Source organism: Amycolatopsis pithecellobii, from assembly GCF_009707865.1.
Classification (GTDB): Bacteria; Actinomycetota; Actinomycetes; order Mycobacteriales; family Pseudonocardiaceae; genus Amycolatopsis_E; species Amycolatopsis_E pithecellobii.
Genome location: NZ_WMBA01000001.1, coordinates 161,389 through 184,633 on the forward strand (window position 1 = coordinate 161,389; position 23,245 = coordinate 184,633).

Annotated in this window: 25 protein-coding genes; 21 read left to right on the forward strand and 4 right to left on the reverse strand. The window is 66.5% G+C overall.

From position 1 onward, the window contains the following. Positions 1–83: 83 nt before the first annotated feature. A complete protein-coding gene (locus GKO32_RS00775) occupies positions 84–668 on the reverse strand; it encodes a TetR/AcrR family transcriptional regulator (protein WP_154754774.1) in 585 nt (194 codons plus the stop codon). Positions 669–782: 114 nt separating this feature from the next. Here GKO32_RS00775 and GKO32_RS00780 point away from each other — a divergent pair, with 114 nt between their 5' ends. Then, positions 783–1,433, forward strand: coding sequence for a cysteine hydrolase family protein (locus GKO32_RS00780; RefSeq protein WP_154754775.1), 651 nt, complete (start codon positions 783–785; stop codon positions 1,431–1,433). Positions 1,434–1,441: 8 nt separating this feature from the next. Here the strand turns inward: GKO32_RS00780 and GKO32_RS00785 are convergent, their stop codons facing one another. After that, a complete protein-coding gene (locus GKO32_RS00785; protein ID WP_154754776.1) occupies positions 1,442–2,155 on the reverse strand; it encodes a FadR/GntR family transcriptional regulator in 714 nt (237 codons plus the stop codon). Between the two features lie 599 nt (positions 2,156–2,754). After that, positions 2,755–3,123 carry a VOC family protein gene (locus GKO32_RS00790; protein WP_154754777.1) on the reverse strand — a complete coding sequence of 123 codons (369 nt, stop codon included), beginning with the start codon at positions 3,121–3,123 and terminating at the stop codon, positions 2,755–2,757. 62 nt (positions 3,124–3,185) lie between these two features. Between GKO32_RS00790 and GKO32_RS00795 the strand changes: the two genes are divergently transcribed. The 8 genes from GKO32_RS00795 to GKO32_RS00830 all read left to right on the forward strand — a co-directional run bounded on the left by GKO32_RS00795 (position 3,186) and on the right by GKO32_RS00830 (position 10,889). Next, positions 3,186–3,638 (forward strand): MarR family winged helix-turn-helix transcriptional regulator, encoded by a 453-nt coding sequence (locus tag GKO32_RS00795; protein WP_154754778.1) that lies wholly within the window; start codon positions 3,186–3,188, stop codon positions 3,636–3,638. A gap of 141 nt (positions 3,639–3,779) precedes the next feature. After that, the gene (locus GKO32_RS00800) at positions 3,780–4,619 is read left to right on the forward strand and encodes an MBL fold metallo-hydrolase (RefSeq protein ID WP_208024226.1); all 840 of its coding nucleotides are present in this window, start codon (positions 3,780–3,782) and stop codon (positions 4,617–4,619) included. Positions 4,620–4,622: 3 nt separating this feature from the next. After that, on the forward strand, positions 4,623–5,111 hold the full coding sequence (locus GKO32_RS00805; protein WP_154754779.1) for a MarR family winged helix-turn-helix transcriptional regulator: 489 nt from the start codon (positions 4,623–4,625) through the stop codon (positions 5,109–5,111). A gap of 107 nt (positions 5,112–5,218) precedes the next feature. Then, complete coding sequence (locus GKO32_RS00810; protein WP_154754780.1) at positions 5,219–6,589, forward strand: FAD-binding oxidoreductase; 1,371 nt, start codon at positions 5,219–5,221, stop codon at positions 6,587–6,589. Positions 6,590–6,613: 24 nt separating this feature from the next. Beyond that, positions 6,614–7,801, forward strand: coding sequence for a CaiB/BaiF CoA transferase family protein (locus GKO32_RS00815; RefSeq protein ID WP_154754781.1), 1,188 nt, complete (start codon positions 6,614–6,616; stop codon positions 7,799–7,801). After that, on the forward strand, positions 7,798–8,745 hold the full coding sequence (locus GKO32_RS00820; protein ID WP_154754782.1) for a hydroxymethylglutaryl-CoA lyase-like TIM-barrel protein: 948 nt from the start codon (positions 7,798–7,800) through the stop codon (positions 8,743–8,745). Before GKO32_RS00815 ends, GKO32_RS00820 begins: the two co-directional genes overlap by 4 nt. 82 nt (positions 8,746–8,827) lie before the next feature. Further along, complete coding sequence (locus GKO32_RS00825) at positions 8,828–9,856, forward strand: amidohydrolase family protein (RefSeq protein WP_154754783.1); 1,029 nt, start codon at positions 8,828–8,830, stop codon at positions 9,854–9,856. Between the two features lie 28 nt (positions 9,857–9,884). After that, positions 9,885–10,889 carry a substrate-binding domain-containing protein gene (locus tag GKO32_RS00830; protein WP_246242975.1) on the forward strand — a complete coding sequence of 335 codons (1,005 nt, stop codon included), beginning with the start codon at positions 9,885–9,887 and terminating at the stop codon, positions 10,887–10,889. Positions 10,890–10,893: 4 nt separating this feature from the next. Here the strand turns inward: GKO32_RS00830 and GKO32_RS00835 are convergent, their stop codons facing one another. Next, entirely contained in the window at positions 10,894–11,724 is an 831-nt protein-coding gene (locus tag GKO32_RS00835) for an IclR family transcriptional regulator (RefSeq protein WP_154754784.1), read from the reverse strand. 105 nt (positions 11,725–11,829) lie between these two features. Between GKO32_RS00835 and GKO32_RS00840 the strand changes: the two genes are divergently transcribed. From GKO32_RS00840 to GKO32_RS00895, 12 genes are all read left to right on the forward strand, one after another. Beyond that, positions 11,830–12,336 carry a flavin reductase family protein gene (locus GKO32_RS00840; RefSeq protein ID WP_154754785.1) on the forward strand — a complete coding sequence of 169 codons (507 nt, stop codon included), beginning with the start codon at positions 11,830–11,832 and terminating at the stop codon, positions 12,334–12,336. 6 nt (positions 12,337–12,342) lie between these two features. Further along, positions 12,343–13,509, forward strand: a complete 1,167-nt coding sequence (locus GKO32_RS00845; RefSeq protein ID WP_154754786.1) for an acyl-CoA dehydrogenase family protein — start codon at positions 12,343–12,345, stop codon at positions 13,507–13,509. Positions 13,510–13,524: 15 nt separating this feature from the next. Then, entirely contained in the window at positions 13,525–14,433 is a 909-nt protein-coding gene (locus GKO32_RS00850) for an MBL fold metallo-hydrolase (RefSeq protein WP_154754787.1), read from the forward strand. Positions 14,434–14,530: 97 nt separating this feature from the next. Next, positions 14,531–15,760, forward strand: a complete 1,230-nt coding sequence (locus GKO32_RS00855; RefSeq protein WP_166459307.1) for a hydroxymethylglutaryl-CoA lyase-like TIM-barrel protein — start codon at positions 14,531–14,533, stop codon at positions 15,758–15,760. 14 nt (positions 15,761–15,774) lie between these two features. Continuing rightward, positions 15,775–16,572, forward strand: coding sequence for an SDR family NAD(P)-dependent oxidoreductase (locus GKO32_RS00860; RefSeq protein WP_154754789.1), 798 nt, complete (start codon positions 15,775–15,777; stop codon positions 16,570–16,572). Positions 16,573–16,609: 37 nt separating this feature from the next. After that, the gene (locus GKO32_RS00865; RefSeq protein ID WP_166459308.1) at positions 16,610–18,022 is read left to right on the forward strand and encodes an FAD-binding oxidoreductase; all 1,413 of its coding nucleotides are present in this window, start codon (positions 16,610–16,612) and stop codon (positions 18,020–18,022) included. A 34-nt stretch (positions 18,023–18,056) separates the two neighbouring features. Next, positions 18,057–18,455: a GlcG/HbpS family heme-binding protein gene (locus tag GKO32_RS00870; protein WP_154754791.1), complete on the forward strand. Its 399-nt coding sequence runs from the start codon at positions 18,057–18,059 to the stop codon at positions 18,453–18,455. Beyond that, entirely contained in the window at positions 18,452–19,531 is a 1,080-nt protein-coding gene (locus tag GKO32_RS00875) for a 2,5-dihydroxypyridine 5,6-dioxygenase NicX family protein (protein WP_154754792.1), read from the forward strand. Before GKO32_RS00870 ends, GKO32_RS00875 begins: the two co-directional genes overlap by 4 nt. After that, on the forward strand, positions 19,513–19,932 hold the full coding sequence (locus tag GKO32_RS00880) for a hypothetical protein (RefSeq protein ID WP_154754793.1): 420 nt from the start codon (positions 19,513–19,515) through the stop codon (positions 19,930–19,932). Before GKO32_RS00875 ends, GKO32_RS00880 begins: the two co-directional genes overlap by 19 nt. A gap of 2 nt (positions 19,933–19,934) precedes the next feature. Beyond that, positions 19,935–20,873 carry a fumarylacetoacetate hydrolase family protein gene (locus GKO32_RS00885; protein ID WP_154754794.1) on the forward strand — a complete coding sequence of 313 codons (939 nt, stop codon included), beginning with the start codon at positions 19,935–19,937 and terminating at the stop codon, positions 20,871–20,873. A gap of 13 nt (positions 20,874–20,886) precedes the next feature. Next, positions 20,887–22,053, forward strand: a complete 1,167-nt coding sequence (locus GKO32_RS00890; RefSeq protein ID WP_154754795.1) for an acyl-CoA dehydrogenase family protein — start codon at positions 20,887–20,889, stop codon at positions 22,051–22,053. Positions 22,054–22,058: 5 nt separating this feature from the next. Next, positions 22,059–23,243: an alpha-hydroxy acid oxidase gene (locus tag GKO32_RS00895; RefSeq protein WP_154754796.1), complete on the forward strand. Its 1,185-nt coding sequence runs from the start codon at positions 22,059–22,061 to the stop codon at positions 23,241–23,243. Positions 23,244–23,245 lie beyond the last annotated feature (2 nt).

Sequence of the window (23,245 nt, forward strand, 5' to 3'; positions counted from 1 at the left end):
TCAAAACACCCGCATCTTTCGGGTGGTTAGAGTGTGCTGGGACGGCAGCCGAGTTGTCAACGAACCATGAACTCGCATACACGTCACAGCCGGCGAAAGACCGCAACGGTGCGGTCGATGAGCACCGCGGGGTTGGCGTCGCGATCGATGGCTATCCGCACGAGGAACCCTTGCAGTGCGGTAAGAACCGCATCGGCGAGTGCGTCCGCATCGGCCTGTGGTGACGACGAGTTCGGTGTCTGCTTTCGACACCACGGCACCAGCAGTCCTTCGATCAGGGCGTGCAACTCGCGCGTGCTCTGGTGCGCGACGTCCGCGAGTTCCGTGTCTTGGGGAGCCTCGGCCCAGATTTGCAGCAACGTCCGGGCATGCGCCCCATCGGCGCTTGCCCGCAGAAGGTGCAGGAGCACGCTCGACGGGGTGCGTTCGGACGGCGGCTCCGCGGTGACGGTGGCGATGAGGTCGCGGAGTGCGTTCGATGCCGCGTACCTGACGAGATCGGATTTGTTCTTGAAGTTGGAGTACACCGATCCGGCGGAGGAGCCCGCTTCGCGGATGATGTCTGCCATTGAGGTATTCGAGAACCCATCGCGCGCGAAGCACCGCATCGCGGCCGCTGCAATGTCATCACGTCGTCGTAAGCGCGACGACTCAGTCAGCCGGGGCATGGAAGCAGCCTAGCCGCGAGCTAGTCAAACAGAGCGTTCATTCTGTAAGGTGGCCGGGTCCATCACGACGACGCCGGCTGACTCTCGCCTCGCGACATCCTGGAAGGCTGACCCATGACCGAAGAACAGTCCGCTGTGCAGCACAAGGCCGTCGGCGTTCCCATCAGCAAGATTCCTGGCGTTCCGGTCGGCTACGACCTCAGCCCCGCGCGCACCGCGCTGATCAGCGTCGATTTCCAGCTCGCGTTCGGCAACGGCGGCTGGGAGCACGTCCCGCAGGCGGATGCCGCCGCCGAAAGGTTCAGCGAGCTCGCCACCCGTTGGCGCGCGGCGGGAGGCGTCGTCATCCACGTCCACACCACCTTCTACGAGGGAGAGAAAGTCCCAGAGGGACGGGAAACCCTCATGGAGGGAAACGTCGGCGCGTCCTTCTATCCGGGCCTCGTCGAGGACGGCGACATCCTCATCCGGAAGCTCGGTTTCAGCGCGGTCGCCGGCAGCAACCTGCTCGATGTGCTCAAAGACCGCGGTTTCGACACCGCCATTGTCGGCGGCCTTACGACCCCGATCTGTGTCGAGACAACCGTCGACGGGCTGAGCATGGCCGGTGTCCGTGTCGCGGTGCTCTCCGACGCCACGGCTTCGCAGCCGATCGGCACATACTCAGCCGAGCTCGCACATGAGTTCTCGATCGCGCGGATGGGCTATCTCATGGGACAGGTAATCACGACCGAAGAATTGATCGGCTCGTCCGCACTCGGGTGACGGTGGTTTTACTTGTCGACTGACTTCGTGCTCCCGACGGCGTCCTCGCCGTGATGCTTCGCCACGGCGGCCTTGACCGACTTCTCGTCACGGCTCCGAATGGCCTCCACCAGCTCCTCGTGCACAGCAAGCCGGTCGGCCAGGTAGGTCGGGGGAGTCGACCGGGTCTCGGGGTCGGCGCGTACGGAGAGCTCGGCGATGCACTTCACGGTGCCGAGGTAGACGGCGCGTGCGAGGTGGTTGGGTGTGATCGCCGCGATGCGCTCGTGCAGTGACCAGTTCGCCTGCAGGAAGCGCTCGAGGTCATTGTCCGCGCGCCGCATCACCTCCAGGCAGATTTCCAGGTCATGGAGATCCTCGTCGCTGCGATGCTGTGCGGCACCCAGCACCACGAGTTCCTCGAGGGCGTCGCGGACGGCGAGGGCATCGGCGACCGTGGTGTCGCCTTGCGGAACGGTCAGCAGGGTCTGACGCAGACGGACGACCGGGCTTCCCTGGGCGACGAAGAGCCCCCCGCCGCGCCCGGGGCGCACGACGACGCTTCCCCGCTCGCTCAACAGCCGCGCCGTCTCGCCGATCGTGGCGCGCCCGAAGCCGGTCTGCGCGCGGAGCTCCTCCATTGTGGCGATCCGGTCACCCGATTGCAGGCCCCGCTTGCCGATGAGCTCCTCGATCTCGGTAGCGAGGTGCTGCGCGAGTCCAGGTGGCCGGGTGGTAACCATGCGAACGATTCTACTGCTTTGCCCGGCCACCGATGAGGAGTCCGGCGATCATACGTCGCACGCATGGCCGCCGACGCGGTCGCGGCAGGTGACCTCGGTTCCGGGATGCCGGCGCAACCAGGTCGCCAACGCGACGCCCTCCGTGATCCCCAGCGCGGTCGTGAGCGCTGCGCACGCACAACGTGGATGGCGGGACGATCTCAATGACGCCAAGATTCGGGAGCATGTTCAGAGTAAGTCTGATCACCTCGATCATTTGATCAATCTCGTCGGGGAACTGCTCGCGCCCTAGCGGCCGGGGCCTGAATCGTGCGGCGCTTCGGTGATCCAGGGGTCCACCGGAGTCCGGCCCACCGTAGACGTGTGTGTAGACATCGGCGCGCCGACGAATGACATCTCGCAGATCCAGGCGCTGCCACGGCAGCGCCTGGAGTGCGGTGGTCAGCGACGCGCGTGAACTCCGGGTCACCGACGTGGCGGAACTCGGCGTATCGCACCCGTGCTCGGCGTTCGCCCGGTGGGGCACCTACCTCAATCATGCGGGACGGCACACACGTTGGCGTCGAGCGCACCAACTTCCGCCGGGCCTCGATGGCTTATCAGGTGCGGTCGTGGAGTGTGACGTGGTAGCCGTCGGGGTCGGCGAAGGTGAATGTCCGGCCGAAGGGGCCGTCGATCGGTGCGGAGACGATGGGGTGACCGTCGGCGACGAGAGCATCGTGAATGGCCTGGACGTCTGTGGCGTGGAGCCAGATCGCGGCACCGATGCCGGGCTGGGCAACGGATGCGAGATCGGTGCCGGGAACGATGTCGCGGAGTGCGAACGCGATCGGCTTGGTTTCGAAGACCACGGCGTGCGGAGGTCCGGCCGGTGAGCGGACGAGGCCGAGGTACTGCTCGTAGAACGCTTGCGAAGCGGCAAGGTCACGCGCTTGCAGCGAGATGAAATCGGGGCCGGTGGCGGGCAAAATATGCTCCCTCTCTTTGTGTCAGCTTTCTGACACGGCCCAATCTATGTCAGAATGCTGACATGAGTCAAGGCGGTGTCGACCTGGAGACGTCACTGGGCTACCTGCTGAAGGAGGCGTCGAGCGTTCTGCGCGCAGCCATGGAGGAGGTGCTGCGGCCACTCGGCATGAGCGTGACGCACTACTCCTGCCTCGAGTTGCTGGCTCAGCGACCGGGCTTGTCGAACTCCGAGCTCGCGCGGGGCGCGTTCGTGACCCGGCAGACGATGAACGTGCTGCTCCAGGCCCTGGAGCGAGACGGCTACGTGACCAGGCCCGCGGAGGCGCCCGTCGGGAAGGTTCTTCCCGCCCGGCTCACGTCCCGCGGCCGGCGGAGCCTGGAGAAGGCCACCGTGGCGGTCCGCTCGGTCGAGGTCAGAATGCTGGCCGGCATGACCGAAACCGAGCAGTCACGCGCGTTCCGGGCCCTGCAGAGCATGATCCATTCCCTGCGCAACGGCCACGACGACGCATAAGTCGTTCCCAGAACCCGCTGCTGTCCGGCCGCCGTCGTGCGCGGCGCCTCCGCCTGGCCGCGGCGGCGACGCTCTGGTTACGGGCAACGTCTGCGTGAAGATAGTCTTGACAGAGATAATCTCAGTTCATACGATCTCTTCGTGGCTACTTCTCCACCTCCGGTATTTCAGGGGCACCTTCCCGAGGCTTCCCCGCCGTCCGATATGGCCGTCTATCAGCTCCCGACGGGCACCTACGAGACCAGGGCGGTGTTCGCGTTCAAGGGCGGCTCGTTCGGCGACAAGCGGGCGTTCGCCGCGACCGCGGTGCTGGTGCGCCACCCGCAGGGCGATCTTCTGATCGATGCGGGTTTCGGCGCCGATATCGCCGCCCACGTCAACGCTCAACCCCGCTTCGCACGCGCCCCTTACAAGACGACCAGTACCGTCAGCGCGCAGCTGGACGCAGCCGGCTACGACCGCAGCCGGCTGCGCGGAGTGCTGCTCACGCACGCCCACTGGGACCACGTGAGCGGCCTCGACCAGCTCGAGCTTCCCATCTGGATCAATGAGGCCGAACTGCGATATGCGGCCGGAGCCCGCGACGGGCGCGTGTTTCAGACCGTGTCGAAGGGGCACGAGATCCACCACTACGAATTCGACGGCAAGCCCTACCTCGGCTTCTCGTCGAGCTACGACGTTTACGGTGATGGTTCGGTGGTGGTGGCCTTGGCCGGCGGCCACACGACGGGCTCGGTGATCGTCTTCGTCACGTTGCCGACGAGCAAGCGGTACGCCTTTATCGGCGACCTTTCGTGGCAGCTCGAGGGTGTCACTCAGCTGGCCGAGCGCCCTTTCTTGATGCGCAGAATGGCCGACAGTGACGAGGGTCAGGTGCGCGACGGTCTGCGCCGGATGGCCTCGCTCGCGAGTCTCATGCAGGTCGTCCCGTCGCATGACCTTGGCTCATATGACGGCATTCCGCTGCTGGCGGCTCGGTAGAGAATGCAAACCCAAGAGTCTCCGGACGACGAGAACGTGCCCGTTGGGGTGCGGCCCTCGGTCACCTCGGAGATCACGTGGCTCCTGCATCGCGCCGCCCAGCGTCTGCGCGCCGCGACCGGCGAGCAAGCCGAGGCCCACGGAATTCACCTCCGCGAGTACATCATCTTGAGCGCTCTGGAGATCAACCCGAACCTGACCCAGATCGAACTGGGAAAGTCGCTCGGATTGGACAAGACCACGCTGATGCACCAGCTGGGTCAGCTGGAACGGATGGGCCTGATCGTCCGGCGCACCGACCCGCGGGACGGCCGTGCCCGGATACCGCGGAACACCGCAGCCGGCAGTGCCTTGCGCGCCCAGGTTGCGAAGTCGTGCGAGCGCGTCGAGGCCGCGATGCTCGACGGCTTCAGCGAAGACCACGTCACCATGTTCCGGCGCATGCTTTTCGAGATCATCGGCGACAGCTACGACAAGGGTTCATGCCTGTAGCCCAGTCCCCTCGAGCAGATATTGACTCTGGGAGCCCATCCGATACTCTGTTGCGTATACCGGTCGCTTGTTCCGCAGAGCGGACATCCCCTGAATCGAGGCGCATCATGGTCACGTCGAAAACTTCGCGCCTCGGCCGGTTGGAGGCGGCACTGCGCCGGGTCGTGCCCGTCGAACGTGTCCTGACCTCGGGTGACGCCTATGAATCGAGCCGCGCCATTGCGAACGGGGCGATCACGGGGCGGCCGGCTGTGATCGTGCGCTGTCTCGAACCAGCCGAGGTGCAGGCAACTGTTCGTGCGGCGCGCGAATTCGACATGCCGCTTTCGGTACGCAGCGGCGGGCACGACTGGGCCGGGCGCGCTCTCACGGACGGCGGCCTGACCATCGATATCACCGGAATGCGCAATGTGACGGTCCAGCCGGACGACCGCACAGCGGTCCTCGAAGGAGGGGCTACCTGCGCCGACGTCGCGATGGCCGCCCAGCCGTACGGTTTGGTCGCGGTGACGGGCACGTCCGGCACGGTCGGCACGGTGGGCCTGAACCTCGGCGGCGGCTACGGCCCGCTGTGCGGTCGATTCGGTCTCGCGTTGGACAACATGGTGTCGGCGGATGTCGTGCTTCCGGACGGCGAACTCGTCACGGCCGATGCCGACCGGAATGCCGAGCTCTTCTGGGCGTTGCGCGGCGGCGGTGGCAATTTCGGCGTGGTGACCGCGCTGCGGATTCGCCTGCATCCGGTGCCGGTTCTGCTGTCCGGCATCATCATGTATCCGATCGCGCAGGCCCCGGAAATCCTTGCCGCCGCGGCCGAATTCGTGCCCGCAGGCGGTCCGGACGAGCTGAACGTGCAGTGCGGATTCGTCGCCGGCCAGGACGGTTCGCCCGTACTCTTTCTGGCGCCGACGTGGAGCGGCAACGCCGATGAGGGCGCATCGGTGCTCGCACGGATAGCCGCACTCGGCAAGCCGTTGACCGCACAAGTCGGCCCTGTGGCGCTGCCGGACCTCCTGGCCGCGATGGACGGCCGGTTCGTCTTCGGCAGACATATCGACGTCCGGACCCGCACGGTCGCAGCGTTGACGCCCGAGGCGCGTGACGTGCTGTATGCCGGTGCACAGGGGATAACCTCCCCGTACTCGGCGATTGTGCTGCATTGCCTCAGGGGAGCCGCCACCCGCGTGCCGGTGGGAGAAACCGCGTTCGGCAACCGCACCGCGCACGTCATGGTCGAGATGATCGCGGTCTGGGAACCGGATGACATCCCGCAACGGCATCAGGCCTGGCTCACCGAATTGTCGTCCTTGCTGGCACCGCATGCGATGCCAGGGGGATATCCCAATCTCCTCGGACCCGACGCGGCCGACCAGATCGAGGAAGCGTACGGGCCGAATGCGGCCAGGCTCGTCGCCGCCAAACGCCGCTTCGATCCGGAGAACCGTTTCGTGGCCCTGCCGATCCCGGCGCATTCCTGAGCGGGTGAAGGGATCTCGCAGACAATGGTGCGAAGCCGACCGCTCGAGGGCGTCCGGGTCCTGGAGCTGGGCAACTACATCGCGGCGCCGACCGCGGGGCGCTTGCTGGCCGATTTCGGCGCCGAGGTCATCAAGGTCGAGCGTCCCGGGACAGGCGACGAACTACGCAACTGGCGCCTGTACGCGGGCACGACCTCGATGTTGTTCCGCACCATCAACCGGAACAAGAAGTCTGTCGTCCTCGACCTGAAGACGGACGAAGGGCGACGCGACGTCATCCGGCTCGCCTCGCAATGCGACATCATCATTGAGAACTTCCGCCCCGGAACACTGGAACGCTGGGGAATTGGTCCGGACGTGCTCAACGAGCACAACCCCGCACTGGTCTTCGTCCGCATCTCGGCGTTCGGCCAAACCGGGCCGCTGGCCTCGCGGCCGGGATTCGCGGCCGTGGCCGAGGCGTTCGGGGGACTGCGCGAACTCGTCGGCAGTCCCGATCAGCCGCCAAGCCGGGTCGGCGTGTCGATCGGGGACTCGATCGCCGGTCTGTACGCCGCATTCGGCGCGATGATGATCCTGTTCCAGAGCAAGCGCGGGCAGCCGCTCTCGCTCGCGGACCGCACGATCGATGTTGCGCTGAACGAGGCCGTTTTCTCCATGATGGAGTCGCTGATCGCCGATTATCTGGCATACGGAGTCGAGCGCAAACGGACCGGCGGGCGCACCGAAGGCATCGCGCCATCGAACGCTTACCTGTGTGGCGACGGGAAATCCATCGTCGTCGCGGGGAACAGCGACGCGATCTTCCGTCGCCTCATGTCCGCGATCGACAGACCCGACCTGGCCGGAGATCCGGAGCTCGCGACGAACGACCGGCGCTGGCTGCGGCGCGACGAGCTCGACGCGGCCATCTCAGACTGGACGAGCGGGCGTACCTCCGCCAAGGCATTGGAAATCCTCGACGGCGCCGGAGTGCCGGCCGGCCCGATCCTGACGGCGGCCGACATCGTGAACGACGAGCAGTACAAGGCGCGGAACATGATCCAGTACTTTCCCGTCGACGTCGGCCGGAGCGAGCCGGCGAGCGTGGGTTTCCCGGGGATCGTCCCGGTGATCGGAGACCGGTCCCTCTCGATCCGGTCCGTCGGGCCGGACCTGGGCGAGCACAACCGCGAGATCCGCGGTCGGTACCTCGGTGGAGAAGGGGAATGACGACGATGCGCGAGTCCGGTGTGCTTCTGCGAGACGTGACGCTGCGCGACGGCCTGCAGTTGACCGGCAAGCTGCTGCCGACCGCCCGGAAACTCGAAATCATCCGCTTCCTGCTCGATATCGGTGTACCCGAACTGGAAATCGGGTCGCTGGCGCGCGCCGATCTGGTACCTCCCATGGCGAACACCGTTGAGGTGATCGAGGGATTGACGGACGCCGAGCTGGCTCGGTGCTGGGTCTGGGTGGCGACCCCGTGGCACGTCGAGAAGGCAGCGGCGGCCGGCGCGCGCAATTTCCAATACTGCTTCTCGGTCAGCGACGCGCACAACCAGGCCAACATCGCACGCAGCACCGAGGCCAGCCTCGACGCCATGCCCGCGGCCACCGCGATCGCACGATCGATCGGCGGCCGGATCCAGCTGTGCCTGGCAACGAGTTTTACCTGCCCGTTCGACGGTCCGGTTCCCGAGCGGAAGGTCCTCGGCATCCTGACCGACGCCCGAACCGAAGGCGCGGACGACATCGTCCTGTGCGACACCGTCGGCCAGGCCATTCCCGCCCAGATCGCCTCGCTGGTGGAGCAGGCCAAGCGTCTTCGTCCCGAGTGCCGCATCATCTTCCACGGACACGACACGTGGGGGATGGGCGTGGCCAACGCCATGGCGGCGATCGGTGCCGGTGCGGATGTCGTCGATGGCGCGCTGGGCGGCCTCGGCGGTTGCCCGTTCGCGCCGGGTGCCAGTGGAAACACCGCTACCGAGGACCTGCTGTTCGCCACTCGGCCGCACGCACTGACCCCGCCGGCCTTCGGCCGCGTGGTCCGGGTTTCCGAGCAACTCCTCGCTGAGCTCGGGGAGCCGCCGCGCTCGAAGGCGGCGCAGGGCGCGAGATCCCGCGCCCGTGCCTTCGAATGGGTCATCACGGAGCCCGGGTTCATTCACTGAAATCGCGATTCGCACGGGCCTGGCCCGTGCGTAGCTTGACACAAACCTGTCGGATCACTTGATACACAACGGATGTGTGCATATGACAGATAGCCACGATGCATCGGGCCTCGAAGGTGACGCGCTGAGGCTCGTCGGGCTCGAAGAACATATCGTCGTGCCAGACGTGCTGGCCGCTTGGAAGGCGCTGGATCCCGTCCTGCAGGACTTCGCCGTGAAGCCCGCGAGCGAGGGCACCATGGCCCGCCAACTCGCGGATCTCGGTGACCGCCGCGTAGCGGATATGACGGAGACCGGCCTCGACGTGCAGGTGCTGTCGATGTCCACGCCCGGCTTGCAGAGCCTGGACCGGGACGCGGCCGTCATTTTGCAGCAGGAGACGAACGAGCTGATCGCGGAAGCCGTCCGGTCCCGGCCCGATCGCTATCAGGGGCTCGCGACACTGGCCACCCCGGCTCCGGAGAAGGCCGCCAGGGAGCTCGAGCGAGCGGTGACCGAGCTAGGCCTCGACGGCGCGATGCTCTTCGGCCGGACGCGCGACGAGAACATCGACGACCCCCGATTCTGGCCGATATTCGAGGCCGCCTCGGCACTTCACGCACCGCTCTACCTGCACCCGCAGACGCCGTCGCCGTCGGTACGCGAGGCGTACTACAGCGGGCTCGGCCCGGCGGGTGTGGCGCTCGGGACGCATCGGCTCGGCTGGCATTACGAGACCGGCGTGCAGTTGTTGCGGTTGATCCTCGCCGGAGTGTTCGATCGTTTCCCCGATCTGCAGGTGGTCGTCGGGCACTGGGGTGAGTCCGTGTTGTTCTACCTGGAGCGGCTCGCCCCGGTCGCCGCGATCGCGGGACTGGAGCGACCCCTCGTCGAGTACTTCCGCAACAACATCTGGCTGACGCCGAGCGGCATGTTCAGCCAGCGCTACCTGCGGTGGGCGATCGACCTCGTCGGCGTGGACCGCATCATGTTCGCGACGGACTACCCGTTCGAATTCGCCCCCTCGGGCGGGGCGCGCCGCTTCCTCCAGGAGGCGGACCTCAGCGATGCGGACCGGGTGAACATCGCCTCCGGCAACTGGGAACGCTTGCGTGCGGACATCCGGCGCTGACCGAAGAATTCACGATATGGGGAACATGATGGCTGACATTCCATTGCGCGTCGGGGTCTCGAAATACGATCACACTCGCGCGCTGTTCGACGGCAGTGTGCGGATCGAGGGTGCCGAGGCGACCTTCGAAAGCCTTGGGATCGTTTCGGAGATCTTCGAGGAGACCATTCGGAATCGCGGATTCGACGTGGCCGAGCTGGGGCTGACCTTCTATTTGCGCAGCCTCGAGATGCCTGACCCGGAGTACCTCGCCATACCGGTCTTCCCGAACAGGCATTTCCGGCATTCGGCGATCTATGTGAACGCCTCCAGCGGTATCGAGAAGCCGGAAGATCTCGTCGGCAAGACGATCGGTGAGTTCGCGACCTACGGTCACGACGCCGGTGTCTGGCCGAAGGGAATCCTCGCCGACGATTTCGGGGTGACGCCCGATCAGTCGCGTTGGGTGGTCGGCGGCACGAACTGGTATCAGCAGCCGTTTGATTTCATTCCGTTCCGGTACCCCTCGAACGTCGACGTCACGACAACGCCGGAGGGCGAAACGCTGGACGCGATGCTGGTGGCAGGCGAGATCGATGCGTTGATCACGGCGATCGTGCCCCAGAGCGTGCTGGCGGGCTCTCCGCAAGTGCGCCCGTTGTTCGCGGATGCGGAGGCCGTCGAGCGGGAGTACTTCGCGCGGACCGGGATCTACCCGATCATGCACACCGTGGTGATCCGTCGAAGCCTGCTCGCCGAACATCCGGGACTGGAACACGCCGTGTACAAGGCGTTCTGCGAATCCCGGGACGCGGCGATGAACTACTACGACAGCTACGGCAGGATGGCCCAGCAATCCGACTTCATGATTCCGTGGCTCGACCAGCTGTGGGAACGCAACCGCGCGCTCTTGGGAGAAAGCGCATGGCAGCACGGGCTCGCTGCGAACCGTAAAACGATTGACGCTTTTCTGCGTTACTCCTACGAGCAGGGCCTGTCGGAGGCTCGACCGACCTGCGAGCAGATCTTCGCGTCCAGTCTTCTGGATACCTGACGTCCTACGGTGCGCCCCCGCCGTTGGCCGGCGACGCAGCCCGCCAGGCGACGCGAGAAATCGCCCGCGCCACGGTGACGACGGCGGGGATGAGGCCGGCGGGCTGGAACGAGCCCGTGGGTGCGAGGACGGACAGTCCGGCGAGCGCCTCCTGCCCAGGCCCGAGGATCGGTGCCGCGATGGAAGTCATCGGAGTGGGACGGGGCATCGACACCATCGCGACACCCTCTTGGCGCACCTGCGCGAGAATTGTCCGCAGCTGGTCCGGTGTCAACGTCCCCTCGTCGCCGGGCAGCCTCAGCTCGCCGGCCAGCACTTCCTGCCGGAGTTCGTGCGGACCGAAGGCGAGCAGCACCCGCCCGACGCCGGTGACATGAAGCGGAGCCCGCCCGCCTACCCGGTAATGCCCGCCCATCCGGTAGTGGACTTCGGACGCGTCGTGCGCCGAGAGGCGCTCGACGAGAACGCTTTCGTGCCCATCTCGAACGGCCAACTGCACATGCTGTCCCGTCGCGTGGTGAAGATCCTCGAGATACGGCAGCGCGATCGTGCGTAGCCCCTGTCCTCGCGGGGACAACATCGCGATTTCGAGAAGCCTGAGTCCGATGACGTACTCACCGTCCGGGGTGCGTTCGAGTGCGCCCCATTCCGTCAATCGCCTCGCCAGTCGCAGTGCGGTCGCCTTGGGCAGACCGGCTTCCACGCTGAGCTGCTCCAGGGAAAGCGCGCCGTCGTGCGCCTCGAATGCCGAGAACAGCCGCAGAGCACGGTCGATGACCGGCTCCCCGTGAGCCGGTTTCCCACCGCGGGGGCGAGGTGTGCTGCTGTCCGTCATGAGTGCGGTTCCCCTCGGCGGTTCAATGAATGAAATTCCGATTGTCCGGCCAGGCCGAATGACCAGAATAGCGGGTGCACAACGCAATCTGACAGGAGACTGAGGATGACCATCAGTCGGACCGAAGACCTCCAGTCCGTCTTTCGCAATACCATGGCGGGAGTCTGCACGCCGGTGTCGGTGGTGACCACGACATGGCAGAACATGCCGTTCGGTACCACGGTGAGCGCGTTCGCGTCGTTGTCCATGGACCCGCCGATGGTACTGGTCTCGCTCGACCACCGATCTGAATTGCTGACCCGGATCCGGGAATCCGCTGTTTTCGGTCTCAATTTCCTGGCGAGTCACCAGTCGGATGTGGCGGCGAATTTCGCCAAGAAGGGCGGAAGCGGGAAGTTCGCCGACGTGGAGTGGAAGCTCGACGGCGGCGTCCCGCGGATTCCCGGGGCGGGCGGGTTCGTCGCCTGCGAGGTGGCCGAGCTGATCGAGGCCGGCGATCACGTCGTGGTCCTGGGCCAGGTTCGCCGCGCCGATACGTCCGGGCGGCCACCACTGACTTATCACGACCGGGTTTTTGGCACACACACCAGGCTTTCAGACAAAGGAGCATAGGTCGGAATGACCGGAATCGTCAGGTCTGCCGTGGCACCGGAAGCGGATGCCGTGCTGCGGGAGGCGAAGCAGTTGCACGCGTTGCTCGACGGCCATGGGGCTGAGCACGACCGAGAAGGCCGGCTCTCCGATGCGGTAGTGGAGCAGTTGCGCTCGACAGGGGCGTTCGGGGTCTTCACTCCTCGCGAATGGGGCGGCGCGGAGATGAGCCCGACCGAGGCGCTGGACCTCATCAGCACCCTGTCGTACGCCGATCCGTCCAGTGGCTGGGTGACGTTCGCGATCGGCTTCGCGACCGGCCTTGCGGGGGCCTTCCTCGACCACGATGCCGCGGCGGAGTTGTTCGCTCAGCCGGACTTCGCCTGCGCCGGGCAGGGCACCAGGGCAGGACGCGCGGTACGGACCGAGCGCGGCTATCTGCTCAGCGGAAATTGGAGCTTCGCTTCGGGCATCAAGCACGCCACGCACGTGTTCACCTCCGCCATCGAGAGTGACACGGGCAGACCGCTGTGTTTGGTGCTGCCGAAGGACGACGTCGATCTGGTGGACAACTGGGACGTCATGGGGTTGCGGGGCACCGGAAGTATCGACTACTCGGCCGAGGACGTGCTCGTCCCGGCGAACCACGTGTTCTCGGCCGTCGGTATCGAGCCTGTCACCGGCGGCCCGGTATACCGGATCGGCGCGGGTAACTTCGCCGGCATCAACCACGGTGCGTGGGCGTTGGGCGTCGGCCGGCGGCTACTGGACGAGCTGTCGGAATCCGTCCGCGGCAAGGCCGGCCAACCCGGCGCGCTGGCAGACTCTGCCGCTTTCACGGAGGACTACGCGACCGCCGAGGTCAAACTCAGATCCGCCAAGGCACTGCTCTACGAGGTGTGGGAGGAGATCGAGCAGGTGCTGGCCGCGGGCGACCTGCCGTCGGTGCGGCACGAAACGCTTTCGAAGGTCGCGTTGAACAATGCGACGTGGCAGTGCAACGAGATCGCCGGTTTCGTTTATGCCTCGGGCGGCTCGGCGGCACTGCGTTCCGGGACGCTGCAACGGTTGTTCCGCGACATGCACGGCGGTACGCAGCACTTCTCGTCGTCGCGCGTCGTCCTGCAGTCGGCAGGCCAGGAGCTGTGCGGGCTGGCCGAGGGTAAACGGTGGTCCTTCCATGCGCTCATCTGAACGACGGTGCACGTCATGGTCGAACTGACCAGGAAAGAGTATTCCGCGCCCAGGGTCACGGGCGATCCGGGAGAAGTCTCCGACGGTGTCTTCGTCATCCCGGACCGCCGCGTATCGCTGGTGCCCAACGTCGGGATCGTCGTGGGTGACGACGCGGCTCTGGTGATCGACACCGGTGTGGGGCCCCGAAACGGACGCTATGTGCTCGAACAGGCGACGCGCCTGGCCGGGAAACGCACCCTGTATCTGGCGATCACGCAGCTGGATCCCGGCCACGGGTTCGGCATTCAGGCGTTCAAGGGCACGGCGACGATCATTTTCGGTGCCGCGCAACGTGATCGGCTGGAACGCTACGCTCCCCGTTACGCGGAAGCGTTCGGAAAGCTCGGCCTCGGCGAAGCCGTGGAGCGTGAGTTCGAAGGGCTCGAACTCGTCGGTCCGGACATTGTTCACGACGGTCACCTCACGCTCGATCTCGGCGGGATCAAGGCGGTCCTCAAGGAATGGGGTCCCGCGCACACGACGGACGATCAGACCGTCCTCGTCGGTGATCGGGTCTTGTTCGGCGGCGACTTGTTCGGGACGCGGATGTTCCCGATCCTCCCTTACGTCCCGCCATTCGATGTCGATTTCGTGCCCGGTCGTTGGTTCGACGCGCTCGACAACTTGATCGCGCTGGAGCCCGAAAAGGTCGTGCCCGGCCACGGTGAAGTCGCCGATGCCGGGCTGATCCGCGAAGTACGTACCTGCCTCGCGTTCGTGCGGGACGAGGCCGGGCGCTTGAAGGCGGACGGTGTGCCCTTCGACGAGGCGGCGGCAATCGTGGAAAAACGGGCGATCGCGAGGTGGCACACCTGGGAGGGCCCACAAATGGTCAGGTTGCTGACCAAGGCCTTCTACGCACAGCGCGGCGAGGGCGCTTGACACGCGAGCGCGGCAGGAAATACATTCGATACATAGGAACAACGTTCGACATTGCGGAACAATGGTCCGTTGTTTCCCGGAACCAAGAAGGAGCTCAATGCGCGATCCGGCGAACCGCCCGAGCTCGTATACGGACACGTCTTTCGTCAGTCCGTGGAACTTCCCTGACGAGGACCAGACGCCTCGCCGGCTGGTCGTGCACGACACCACGCTGCGCGACGGCGAGCAGCAAGCCGGGGTCGTGTTCACCCCGGCGGAAAAGCTGCGCATCGCGACCGCGCTGGCGAGCGCCGGCGTCAACCGCATCGAGGCGGGCATGGTCGCGGTCTCCGACGACGATCGGAAGGCGATTCTCTCGATCGTCGAGGCCGGACTGGACGCCGAGATCTGGACGATCGCCCGCAGCGTACGGTCGGACATCACCATGGCGATCGACGCGGGTGTCGACGGCGTCGGCGTGATTCTGCTTGCGAACAGCCAATACCGCGAGATATTCAGGTGGACGCTGGACTCGGCGCTCGACCAATCCATCGAAGCCGCCGCACTCGCCCGCCAGTCGGGCTTGCACACGACTTTGCTGCTGGCGGACGCACCTCGCTACACCGAGCACGACCTGAGGCACGTCGTCGAGCAGATCGACGGGTCCGGGCAGTTCACGGCGATCTCGCTGATGGACACGTTCGGGACGCTCAACCCCGAGGGCACCCGACGGCTTGTCCAGGCGATGCAAGAGTGGACACAGCTACCGCTGGAACTGCACGCGCACAACGACTTCGGTCTCGCCACGGCTAACGCCGTCGCGGCGCTGGGGGCGGGTGCGCCGACCATTCACACGACCGTACTGGGCCTCGGCGAGCGCGTCGGCAACGCCGCGCTGGAAGAGGTCGTGATGGCAGCCACGCTGCTGCAGCGGGCGAATACCACGGTGCGGCTCGATCACCTGCCCGCTCTCGCGCAGTTGGTAAGCCGGGCCTCCGGCCACCCGATCGCCACGAACCGGCCGATCGTCGGCACCCGGATCGGGGAGATCGAGTCAGGGACGGTGGCCACCGAATTCGCCCGGTGGTCGGAGCGGGGCGGCGATCTTCAGTGGTTGTTCCCCTACGTCCCCGAACTGGCCGGCGCCGAGCCGCCGACGCTGGTTCTCGGCAAGTACAGCGGCATGGCCAACGTCGACTGGGCGCTGGAGCACACGGGAATCACCGTCCCCGCGGAGCACAAGGCTGCCCTGCTCGCCGAAGTCAAGGCCGAGGGCATCCGCCTGCATCGAACGCTGACGCCGGCCGACTTCGCGTCGCTGGCGCGCAAGTATCTGCCGACGTCGTGAACGGAGGGATTGCCATGAACCGGACCCCTGCCTGGTACGGCTTGGAAGGCAAAGTCGCGTTCGTGACGGGCGGAGCGAGCGGCATCGGCGAATGCTGTGCCCGGCTGCTCGCGGAACGCGGAGCGAAGGTCGTCATTGCCGATATCAATCTCGACCGCGCGAAAGAAGTCGCTCACTCCGTGGGCGGACATGCCGTGCAGCTGGACATCGTCGACGAGGAGAACGTCTCGGCGCAGATCGCGGCCGTCGAGGACAGCGTCGGCCTCCTCGAAATCGCGGTCCTGTCCGCGGGCATCGCGCAGTTCCCCAGCCGCACCGAGGACTACTCACTGTCCGATTGGGACAGAATCGTCGATGTCGATCTCAGGGGTTCCTACGTGAGCGCCGTGGCCGTGGGAAACCGGATGGCGGATCGGGGCAGCGGATCGATCGTGCTGATCGGATCGATCGCGGGAATGCGGTCGGTCCCCTTGCATGCCTACGGGCCGGCCAAGGCGGCGGTCATCGCCATGGCCGCCAATCTGGCGGCCGAATGGGGGCGTTCGGGAGTCAGGGTGAACTGCGTTTCGCCGGGGTACACGCTGACTCCTCTGCTGCAAGGCATGATCGACCGCGGTGAGCGGGACCCCAGCGTGATGGAGGATTCCTCAGCGCTGGGCCGGCTCGTCCACGGCGAGGAGGTCGCCCGCGCCGTCGCGTTTCTCAGTTCGAGCGAAGCCGGTGCCATCACCGGTATCAACCTTCCCGTGGACGCCGGCTGGCTGACGGCAACGTCCTGGCATACCTATGGCGGACTTCCGGTCGCTCGCTGACCCACCATCGCTTTCATCCCGAGGAAAAGGACTCGCTGTGACCGACCTGACCATTCGCGCGTTCGAGGACTTCCCGGCAGCCTTCAAAGGCCCCGTGCTGCGGCCCGGAGACGAAGGCTTCGCGGAGTCCCGCGCGATCTGGAATATGCGGAACGCCGGCCACACGCCGGCGCTGATCGTCCAGGCGCTCGATCCGCAGGATGTCGTCGCGGCCGTGAACTACGCGCGCGAGAAAGGCGTGCCGATCGCGGTGCGCAGTGGCGGCCACGGGGTCGACGCCCACGCCATGCCGCCCGATGGACTGGTCATCGATACGACGAAGATGAAGCGCGTCTTCGTGGACGAGGCGACGGGCCGTGCCACCCTGGAAGCCGGTGTGTTGCTGGGGGAAATGGATGCCGCGACACAGGCGCACGGGCTGGCCGTCCCCGCTGGGGTGGTCAGCGATACGGGCGTGGCAGGACTCGCCCTCGGCGGCGGAATCGGTCACCTCTCCCGCCGGTTCGGTGCGACCGTGGACAGTCTCCTGTCGATCGAAGTCGTGACGATGGACGGGGCGGTGCGCACCGTTTCGGCCGACTCGGAGCCCGACCTGTTCTGGGGAATGCGCGGGGCCGGGCACAACCTGGCCATCGCCACGTCCTTCACGTTCCAGGGCCACAAGGTCGGCCCGCAGGTCGTCAGCGGCATCATCGTCTACTCGCCGGAAGAGGCCGTGAAGCTGTGCGAGGGCCTTGACGAGGCGATGCGCCGGACCTCGCGGGAGGTCTCGATCTCCTCGGTCTTCGCCCAGGCGCCACCGATACCGGGTCTGCCGCCCGAGCTGATCGGCACGCCGTTGCTGCTCGCGGTCGTCGTCTACACCGGCCCTGTCGAAGACTACGAGGCCGCGATGGGCGAGATCAACGCTCTCGCGACGCCGATGGCGAACATGGTGGCGCCCAAAACCTGGTGCGAGACCAACTCGCTCCTCGACGCTTTCCAGCCGAGTGGACGGCGTTACCACAGTGGCGGCGGATATCTGCCGGCGATGAGCGCCGAAGTCGCGCAGCTCGTCATCGACCAGGTCGCCGCTGCTCCGGTCCCGGCTGGGCCCGCAACCGGGTGCCTGATCAACTTCCCGATACTGGGCGGGGCGTTGCAGGAGGGCGACGAGGACTCCTGCGCGTTCTCTCGCGCCGGCGCCGCTTACGTGTGCGAAATCGTCTCGATGTGGGACAGCGAGAAGGCCGACGACGAGTACGCGGGCTGGGTGGACGACAGTGTCCGGGCGCTGGCTCCTCAGCTGACCGGCACCGGCTACATCAATCTCACCGCCGACCGCGGCCCGGACTGGTTGCGCACCGTTTACGGCTCACCCGAGAAGTGGGCGCGGCTCGTGCAGCTCAAGCGCAAGTGGGACCCGGACAACCTCCTGGCGCACAACAAGAACGTCCTGAACGCGGTCTGAACCCGCGCCATCCGAAGCTGGGAAAGGGAATTTCATGGATCACCACGAGGCTTTCGCGGTCATCAATGCCGGTATCGCCGAGGCCACCAAGCTCGGCGTTCCGATGTCCATCGCCGTCGTCGACGCGCGGACCGATCTGGTGGCGCAGGTACGCATGGACGGCGCATACCGCCTCACCGTCGACATCGCGCGTGGAAAGGCCCTGGTGTCGACGATCTTCCTGCGGTCGAGTGGAGCCGTCGCCGACGACAACTCGGTGACCCGGCGGCTGAACGCGCTCAACCAGGACCAGTTGGTCTTCGAAAAGGGGGCCGTGCCGATCTTCGCCGACGGCGCTCCGGCCGGGGCGGTCGGCGTGAGCGGCGGCACGCCGGAAATGGACGAGCAGGTCGCGGAGGCCGCGGCGGCCGTGAAGAAAGGGACTGATGAATGAGTGGCCTGCGGAGACTCGCGCCGGGAGCGGCGAACTGCGTCCGCTTCGGCAACGTCAAGCCGGGCGAGTCGGTGCTGTTGCTGACCGAGCCGGGGCTGGACGAGGAAGTCGTCGACGCGATCGGGTTCGCGGCGAAGAGCGCGGGAGCATCGGTTTCGGTGCTGGTCAAAGAGCCCTGGAAGTCGGGCCAAGCCCTCGACCCGGTGGTCGCCGCGGCACTCAAGGCAGCGGACATGCTCTTCGACTTCGGCGGCCCGACCTCGCACAGCGAAGCGGGTTTCCTCGCGTCCTTCGATTACGGGACGCGGTATCTCCTGGTCCGTCCGGAGCCCGAGGCACTGCTGGCGGAGTCGGCGCTGGTGCCGAACGAGCTCATCTATCTCCTCAACTCGCGGACGCAGAAGATCGTCCGGGAGAACCCCGCCCTGCACGTCACCGACGACAAGGGCACCGACTTCCGGATGGAGACGATTCCCGGGACCATCGGGGCGTATATCGGGTCGCGTCCGTACGAGTCCGGCCCGGCGGTGCCGGGCTATATCGGTACCTTTCCCGGCGCCACCACCGTCTTCGGCGATCTGAACTACACGGGTAACGGCCGGCTCGTCCTCGATGCGGCACTGACCTTCGACGAGCCGAGGGCGCCGATCTCCTTCACGATCAAAGACGGCTGGGTGACCGGGATTTCCGGCGGTCCGGAAGCGGAATACCTGTGGGAGACCGCTCAGGCACATCGCAACGCGACGCGGCTGGCCGAGTGCGGATTCGGCGTGAACCCGAAGATCTCTCTGCAGCCGGCCCAGTCTCGGTCGGCGACGGCACGCGCGGTCAACATCATGTCCTGGTCGCGGCGTGCGGGCACGTTCTTCATGGCGATGGGCGGCAACCAGCTCCTCGGCGGCACCGACCCGAGCAACGCGGTGCCGCAGTTCGGGGTCATCAAGCGGCCGACCATCACCGCCGGCGACGTGCCGATCGTGAAGGACGGGCGGCTGGTCATGGCGGACGAGCCCGACGCGGAGCTCATCGAACTGTGTGAGAAATTCGGAGGCACGCAATGGCTGACCCCGGCATGAGCAACCTGGGCGACCGGGCGGCGGAGTTCTTCTCCACTTTGGACTTCACACCCGCGGCGGCGGTGCCGATCGCCCCCTATCCGCTGGAACTGCGCATCACCACGCCGGAGGAACGGTTCGACATCGCGTTCCGTGACGGCAGACCGGGCGAGGTCACCGAGGTCTCGCGCGATGCCGGGCCCGGCCACTGGACCCTGGAGCTGCGCGCGGATCAGCGGGTCTTCGAGGGCATCTTCGCCGGGGCGCTGACGATGGGGGAGGCGATGTATGCGGGACTGCTCGTCGCGCCGGAGGAGAAGTCGAAGCACAACCTCTCGTGCGCCATCGGACCGGCCATCCGCCTCGTGCAGGAAGCCCGCCGGCGGGCCGGCGATCCCCGCGAGCCGAATGCGAAGGGCTGATCATGCGTCTGGCAACGGTGCGCCGTGGGGGAGTGGCGGTCGTGGTCGCCCTCACCGATGGTGGCCTGCGCGAGCTGACCGGCATGCTCCCGGACCCGCGCACAGCCGTGGATCCGTTCGTTCAGCTCATCGAGATCATCGATGAGCTGGACCCCGACGTGATCGCGGCGCAGCCGCTCGTGGAGGAGCACGTATCCACATTCGCCCCCCTCGTTCCGCGGCCGGGCAAGATCGTGGCCGCGCCGGTGAACTACCACGATCACCAGGAGGAAATGAAGGTGGCGGGCAATGTCTCGGCGCTCGGATTCTTCCTCAAATCGCCGGCCTCGGTCCTCGCCCACGGCGGCACCGTCCGGCTCCCGTACACGGATCGGCGCTTCGACCAAGAGGGCGAACTCGCCTTCGTGATCAAGAAGCGGGCACGCCACATCGATCCCGGCGACTTCCTCGAATACATCGCCGGATACACGTGCCTGCTCGATATCACCATGCGTGGCGGCGAGGACCGCTCGACGCGTAAATCCTTCGACACCTTCACCCCGGTCGGCCCGTACCTCGTGACGCCGGAAGAGGTCGGTTGCCTCGACGACCTGACGCTGCGCTGCTCGGTCAACGGCATTCTGCGGCAGGACGCGGACATCTCGGATTTGATCTGGGGTGTCCCGAGATTTCTCAGCTATGCGTCGTCGGTGATGACCCTCGAGCCGGGCGACATCGTCACCACCGGAACACCCGCCGGGGTGGGCGAGATCGCCGAAGGAGACGTCATCGAGGTGTCGATCGACCGGATCGGGACGTTGAGCGTCACGGTCAGCGCCCAGGGCGCGGTCGAGTGCCCCACCGAGGGCGCCAAGTCGGGACCACGTCCGCCGGCCCAGGTGACGCCCGTTCGCCGCCGGACATCAGCGTCGGAGCTTTTCAATGTGAACACTTTCTGTTAGGTGGTTTGAGATCATGAATGTCAATCCGCGCGCCGCCGCGCTGCTGAAGGCCGGGCAGAAGCTCGCTCCGCTCATCCGCGAGAACGCCGAATATGCCGATATCCACGGACGGCTCGCGCCCGAAGTGGTCGCGGCGTACCACGAGAACGGCCTGTTCGGTATGTGGGTGCCCGAGGTGCTGGGTGGTGCGGAAGCCGATCCCCTTACCGCACTGGAACTCTGCGAGCTGATCTCCTACGAGGACGCGTCCGCGGGCTGGGTGCTGTTCACAGGATCGGTGGGCATCTCCACACCCGCGTTCTATCTGCCCGACGAGGGGGTCAAGGACGTCTTCAGCGGCAGCCGGATGCCGGTGGGCGCCGGCCAGGGCACACGCTCCGGCAAGGCGGTCCGCGTCGAGGGCGGCTACCGGCTGACCGGTGAGTGGAACTTCGCCTCGAGCGCGCCGTACGCCAGTCACATCTTCACTCTCGGCACCGTCGAGGACACGAAGGAGCCGGTCCTGTTCGTCCTGCCCGCTGAGGACGTGAACATCGACACCGAATCGTGGGATGTGATCGGTCTGCGCGGCACCGGGAGCTTCGACTACTCCACCGACGACGCGTTCGTCCCCGACCGGCGCACGTATCCCGCGGGTATCGACGGAACTCCGGTTCGCGGCGGGGTCCTCGGCAAGCTCGGCCTGGTGCAGACGTCGATGATCGGCCACACCGCCTGGGCGCTGGGCGTCGGGCGCCGGTTGCTGGACGAGCTCAGCGCGTCCATGCGCGAGAAGGCCGGGCGTGCGGGCGCGCAGGCCGGCAGTGACAGCAGCCACGAGCAATACGCGAACGCCGAGGCACAGGTGCGCTCCGCTCGGGCGCTGGCCTTCGAGACGTGGTCGGACGCGTGGGAAACGCTTTCGCGCGGTGGGGATATCAGCAAGCGCCAGTCGAGTCTGATGCGCCTGGCGCTGAACAATGCGACCTGGTCGGCCTTCCGGGTGGGCACGTTCGTCAATACCGCGGCCGGAACTCGCGCGCTTCGCCAAGGCACCATTCAGCGCTTCTACCGCGATCTGCACGCCGGTGCGGCGCACATCATGTCCGCGCCTCCGGTGCTGCGCGACGCCGGGCGCGAGCTCGCCGGCCTCGCCGAGCACGAGCACTGGTTCTACGCAGGACTCGTCGGCGAGCGGTGAGCGCGATGCCTGCACCGAATAATTTCGGGACGTGGCGTGCGGGCGCGAGGGCCCGGCTGCCCCGGTTCGCCTTCGACTTCGCCGACGGAGGAGCCGACGACGAGATCACGCTGAGGCGCAACCAGACTGCCTTCGACGATCTGTCGTTGATTCCCCGCGTGTTGCGAGGTATCGAGCACGCGTCGACGGAGCGGGAGCTGTTCGGCAGACGTCTGCGCGTTCCGGTACTGCCGGCACCGACGGGCGACAGCCGGATCCTCGGTCCGCAGGCGGAGCTTGCGCAAGCACGTGGCGCGAGTGCGGCCGGCACGGTGAGCGTCTTGAGCGCCGTCGCAAGCTTGACGCCGGACCGCGTGGCGGCGGCTGTGGACGAGCCGCAGTGGGCCCAGCTCTTCCTGTACCGGGACCGGGAGGTCACGCAGGCGGCGGTGGACCGCCTCAAGCGGCTCGGGTTCTCAGCTCTTGTGCTCACTGTGGACGGTCCCGTGAAGGGGAACCGTGAGCGGGACATCCGTAACGGATTCCGCCTGCCACTGAGGCCGACGGTGAGAATGGCGCTGCGCAACATCCGGCACGGGAAATGGATGTGGGACTACTTCACGACCGATCCCGGGTCGAGCGCGGAGCGGGGGCTGAGAGCCCGCCTGTCGACGCTTCTCGAGAACCGCCGCCGGCAGGCGCTTTCGGTGCCGGCCGTCTTCAACGTCGACCAGAACTGGGATGACCTCAAGTGGCTTCGCGGCATCTGGGACGGCCCGCTGCTCCTCAAAGGCGTGATGTGCGCCGAGGATGCCGACCTCGCGCTGGAACTCGGCTGTGACGGCGTGATCGTGTCCAACCACGGTGGACGGGAGCTCGACGGTCTGCCGGCCTCGATCGAGGTACTCCCGGAGATCGCGGCCGGTGTCGCCGGCCGGGCACCGATCCTGCTCGACGGCGGGATTCGCCGGGGCACCGACGTGGTCAAGGCCCTCAGTCTGGGGGCGACCGCCTGCCTCGTCGGGCGGCCGTGGCTGTACGCGCTCGCCGTCGGAGGCACGGAAGGCGTCCAGCAGATGCTGGACGCCTTCCGCGGCGAGATTCTCTCGGCCATGCAACTTCTCGGCGTGACGAAGCTCGAACAACTGGGACCGGAGTTCGTCCGCCGGCGAGCCGGAACGGGACTGGAGCCGCCGCCGTCCCGCCCATGACG

What these genes read in the sequence shown, in the direction of transcription:
- GKO32_RS00775 (WP_154754774.1), bottom strand. Translation starts at nt 668, where the DNA reads ATGCCCCGGCTGACTGAGTCGTCGCGCTTACGACGACGTGATGACATT.
- GKO32_RS00780 (WP_154754775.1), top strand. Translation starts at nt 783, where the DNA reads ATGACCGAAGAACAGTCCGCTGTGCAGCACAAGGCCGTCGGCGTTCCC.
- GKO32_RS00785 (WP_154754776.1), bottom strand. Translation starts at nt 2,155, where the DNA reads ATGGTTACCACCCGGCCACCTGGACTCGCGCAGCACCTCGCTACCGAG.
- GKO32_RS00795 (WP_154754778.1), top strand. Translation starts at nt 3,186, where the DNA reads ATGAGTCAAGGCGGTGTCGACCTGGAGACGTCACTGGGCTACCTGCTG.
- GKO32_RS00805 (WP_154754779.1), top strand. Translation starts at nt 4,623, where the DNA reads ATGCAAACCCAAGAGTCTCCGGACGACGAGAACGTGCCCGTTGGGGTG.
- GKO32_RS00810 (WP_154754780.1), top strand. Translation starts at nt 5,219, where the DNA reads ATGGTCACGTCGAAAACTTCGCGCCTCGGCCGGTTGGAGGCGGCACTG.
- GKO32_RS00815 (WP_154754781.1), top strand. Translation starts at nt 6,614, where the DNA reads ATGGTGCGAAGCCGACCGCTCGAGGGCGTCCGGGTCCTGGAGCTGGGC.
- GKO32_RS00820 (WP_154754782.1), top strand. Translation starts at nt 7,798, where the DNA reads ATGACGACGATGCGCGAGTCCGGTGTGCTTCTGCGAGACGTGACGCTG.
- GKO32_RS00825 (WP_154754783.1), top strand. Translation starts at nt 8,828, where the DNA reads ATGACAGATAGCCACGATGCATCGGGCCTCGAAGGTGACGCGCTGAGG.
- GKO32_RS00830 (WP_246242975.1), top strand. Translation starts at nt 9,885, where the DNA reads ATGGCTGACATTCCATTGCGCGTCGGGGTCTCGAAATACGATCACACT.
- GKO32_RS00835 (WP_154754784.1), bottom strand. Translation starts at nt 11,724, where the DNA reads ATGACGGACAGCAGCACACCTCGCCCCCGCGGTGGGAAACCGGCTCAC.
- GKO32_RS00840 (WP_154754785.1), top strand. Translation starts at nt 11,830, where the DNA reads ATGACCATCAGTCGGACCGAAGACCTCCAGTCCGTCTTTCGCAATACC.
- GKO32_RS00845 (WP_154754786.1), top strand. Translation starts at nt 12,343, where the DNA reads ATGACCGGAATCGTCAGGTCTGCCGTGGCACCGGAAGCGGATGCCGTG.
- GKO32_RS00850 (WP_154754787.1), top strand. Translation starts at nt 13,525, where the DNA reads ATGGTCGAACTGACCAGGAAAGAGTATTCCGCGCCCAGGGTCACGGGC.
- GKO32_RS00855 (WP_166459307.1), top strand. Translation starts at nt 14,531, where the DNA reads ATGCGCGATCCGGCGAACCGCCCGAGCTCGTATACGGACACGTCTTTC.
- GKO32_RS00860 (WP_154754789.1), top strand. Translation starts at nt 15,775, where the DNA reads ATGAACCGGACCCCTGCCTGGTACGGCTTGGAAGGCAAAGTCGCGTTC.
- GKO32_RS00870 (WP_154754791.1), top strand. Translation starts at nt 18,057, where the DNA reads ATGGATCACCACGAGGCTTTCGCGGTCATCAATGCCGGTATCGCCGAG.
- GKO32_RS00875 (WP_154754792.1), top strand. Translation starts at nt 18,452, where the DNA reads ATGAGTGGCCTGCGGAGACTCGCGCCGGGAGCGGCGAACTGCGTCCGC.
- GKO32_RS00880 (WP_154754793.1), top strand. Translation starts at nt 19,513, where the DNA reads ATGGCTGACCCCGGCATGAGCAACCTGGGCGACCGGGCGGCGGAGTTC.
- GKO32_RS00885 (WP_154754794.1), top strand. Translation starts at nt 19,935, where the DNA reads ATGCGTCTGGCAACGGTGCGCCGTGGGGGAGTGGCGGTCGTGGTCGCC.
- GKO32_RS00890 (WP_154754795.1), top strand. Translation starts at nt 20,887, where the DNA reads ATGAATGTCAATCCGCGCGCCGCCGCGCTGCTGAAGGCCGGGCAGAAG.
- GKO32_RS00895 (WP_154754796.1), top strand. Translation starts at nt 22,059, where the DNA reads ATGCCTGCACCGAATAATTTCGGGACGTGGCGTGCGGGCGCGAGGGCC.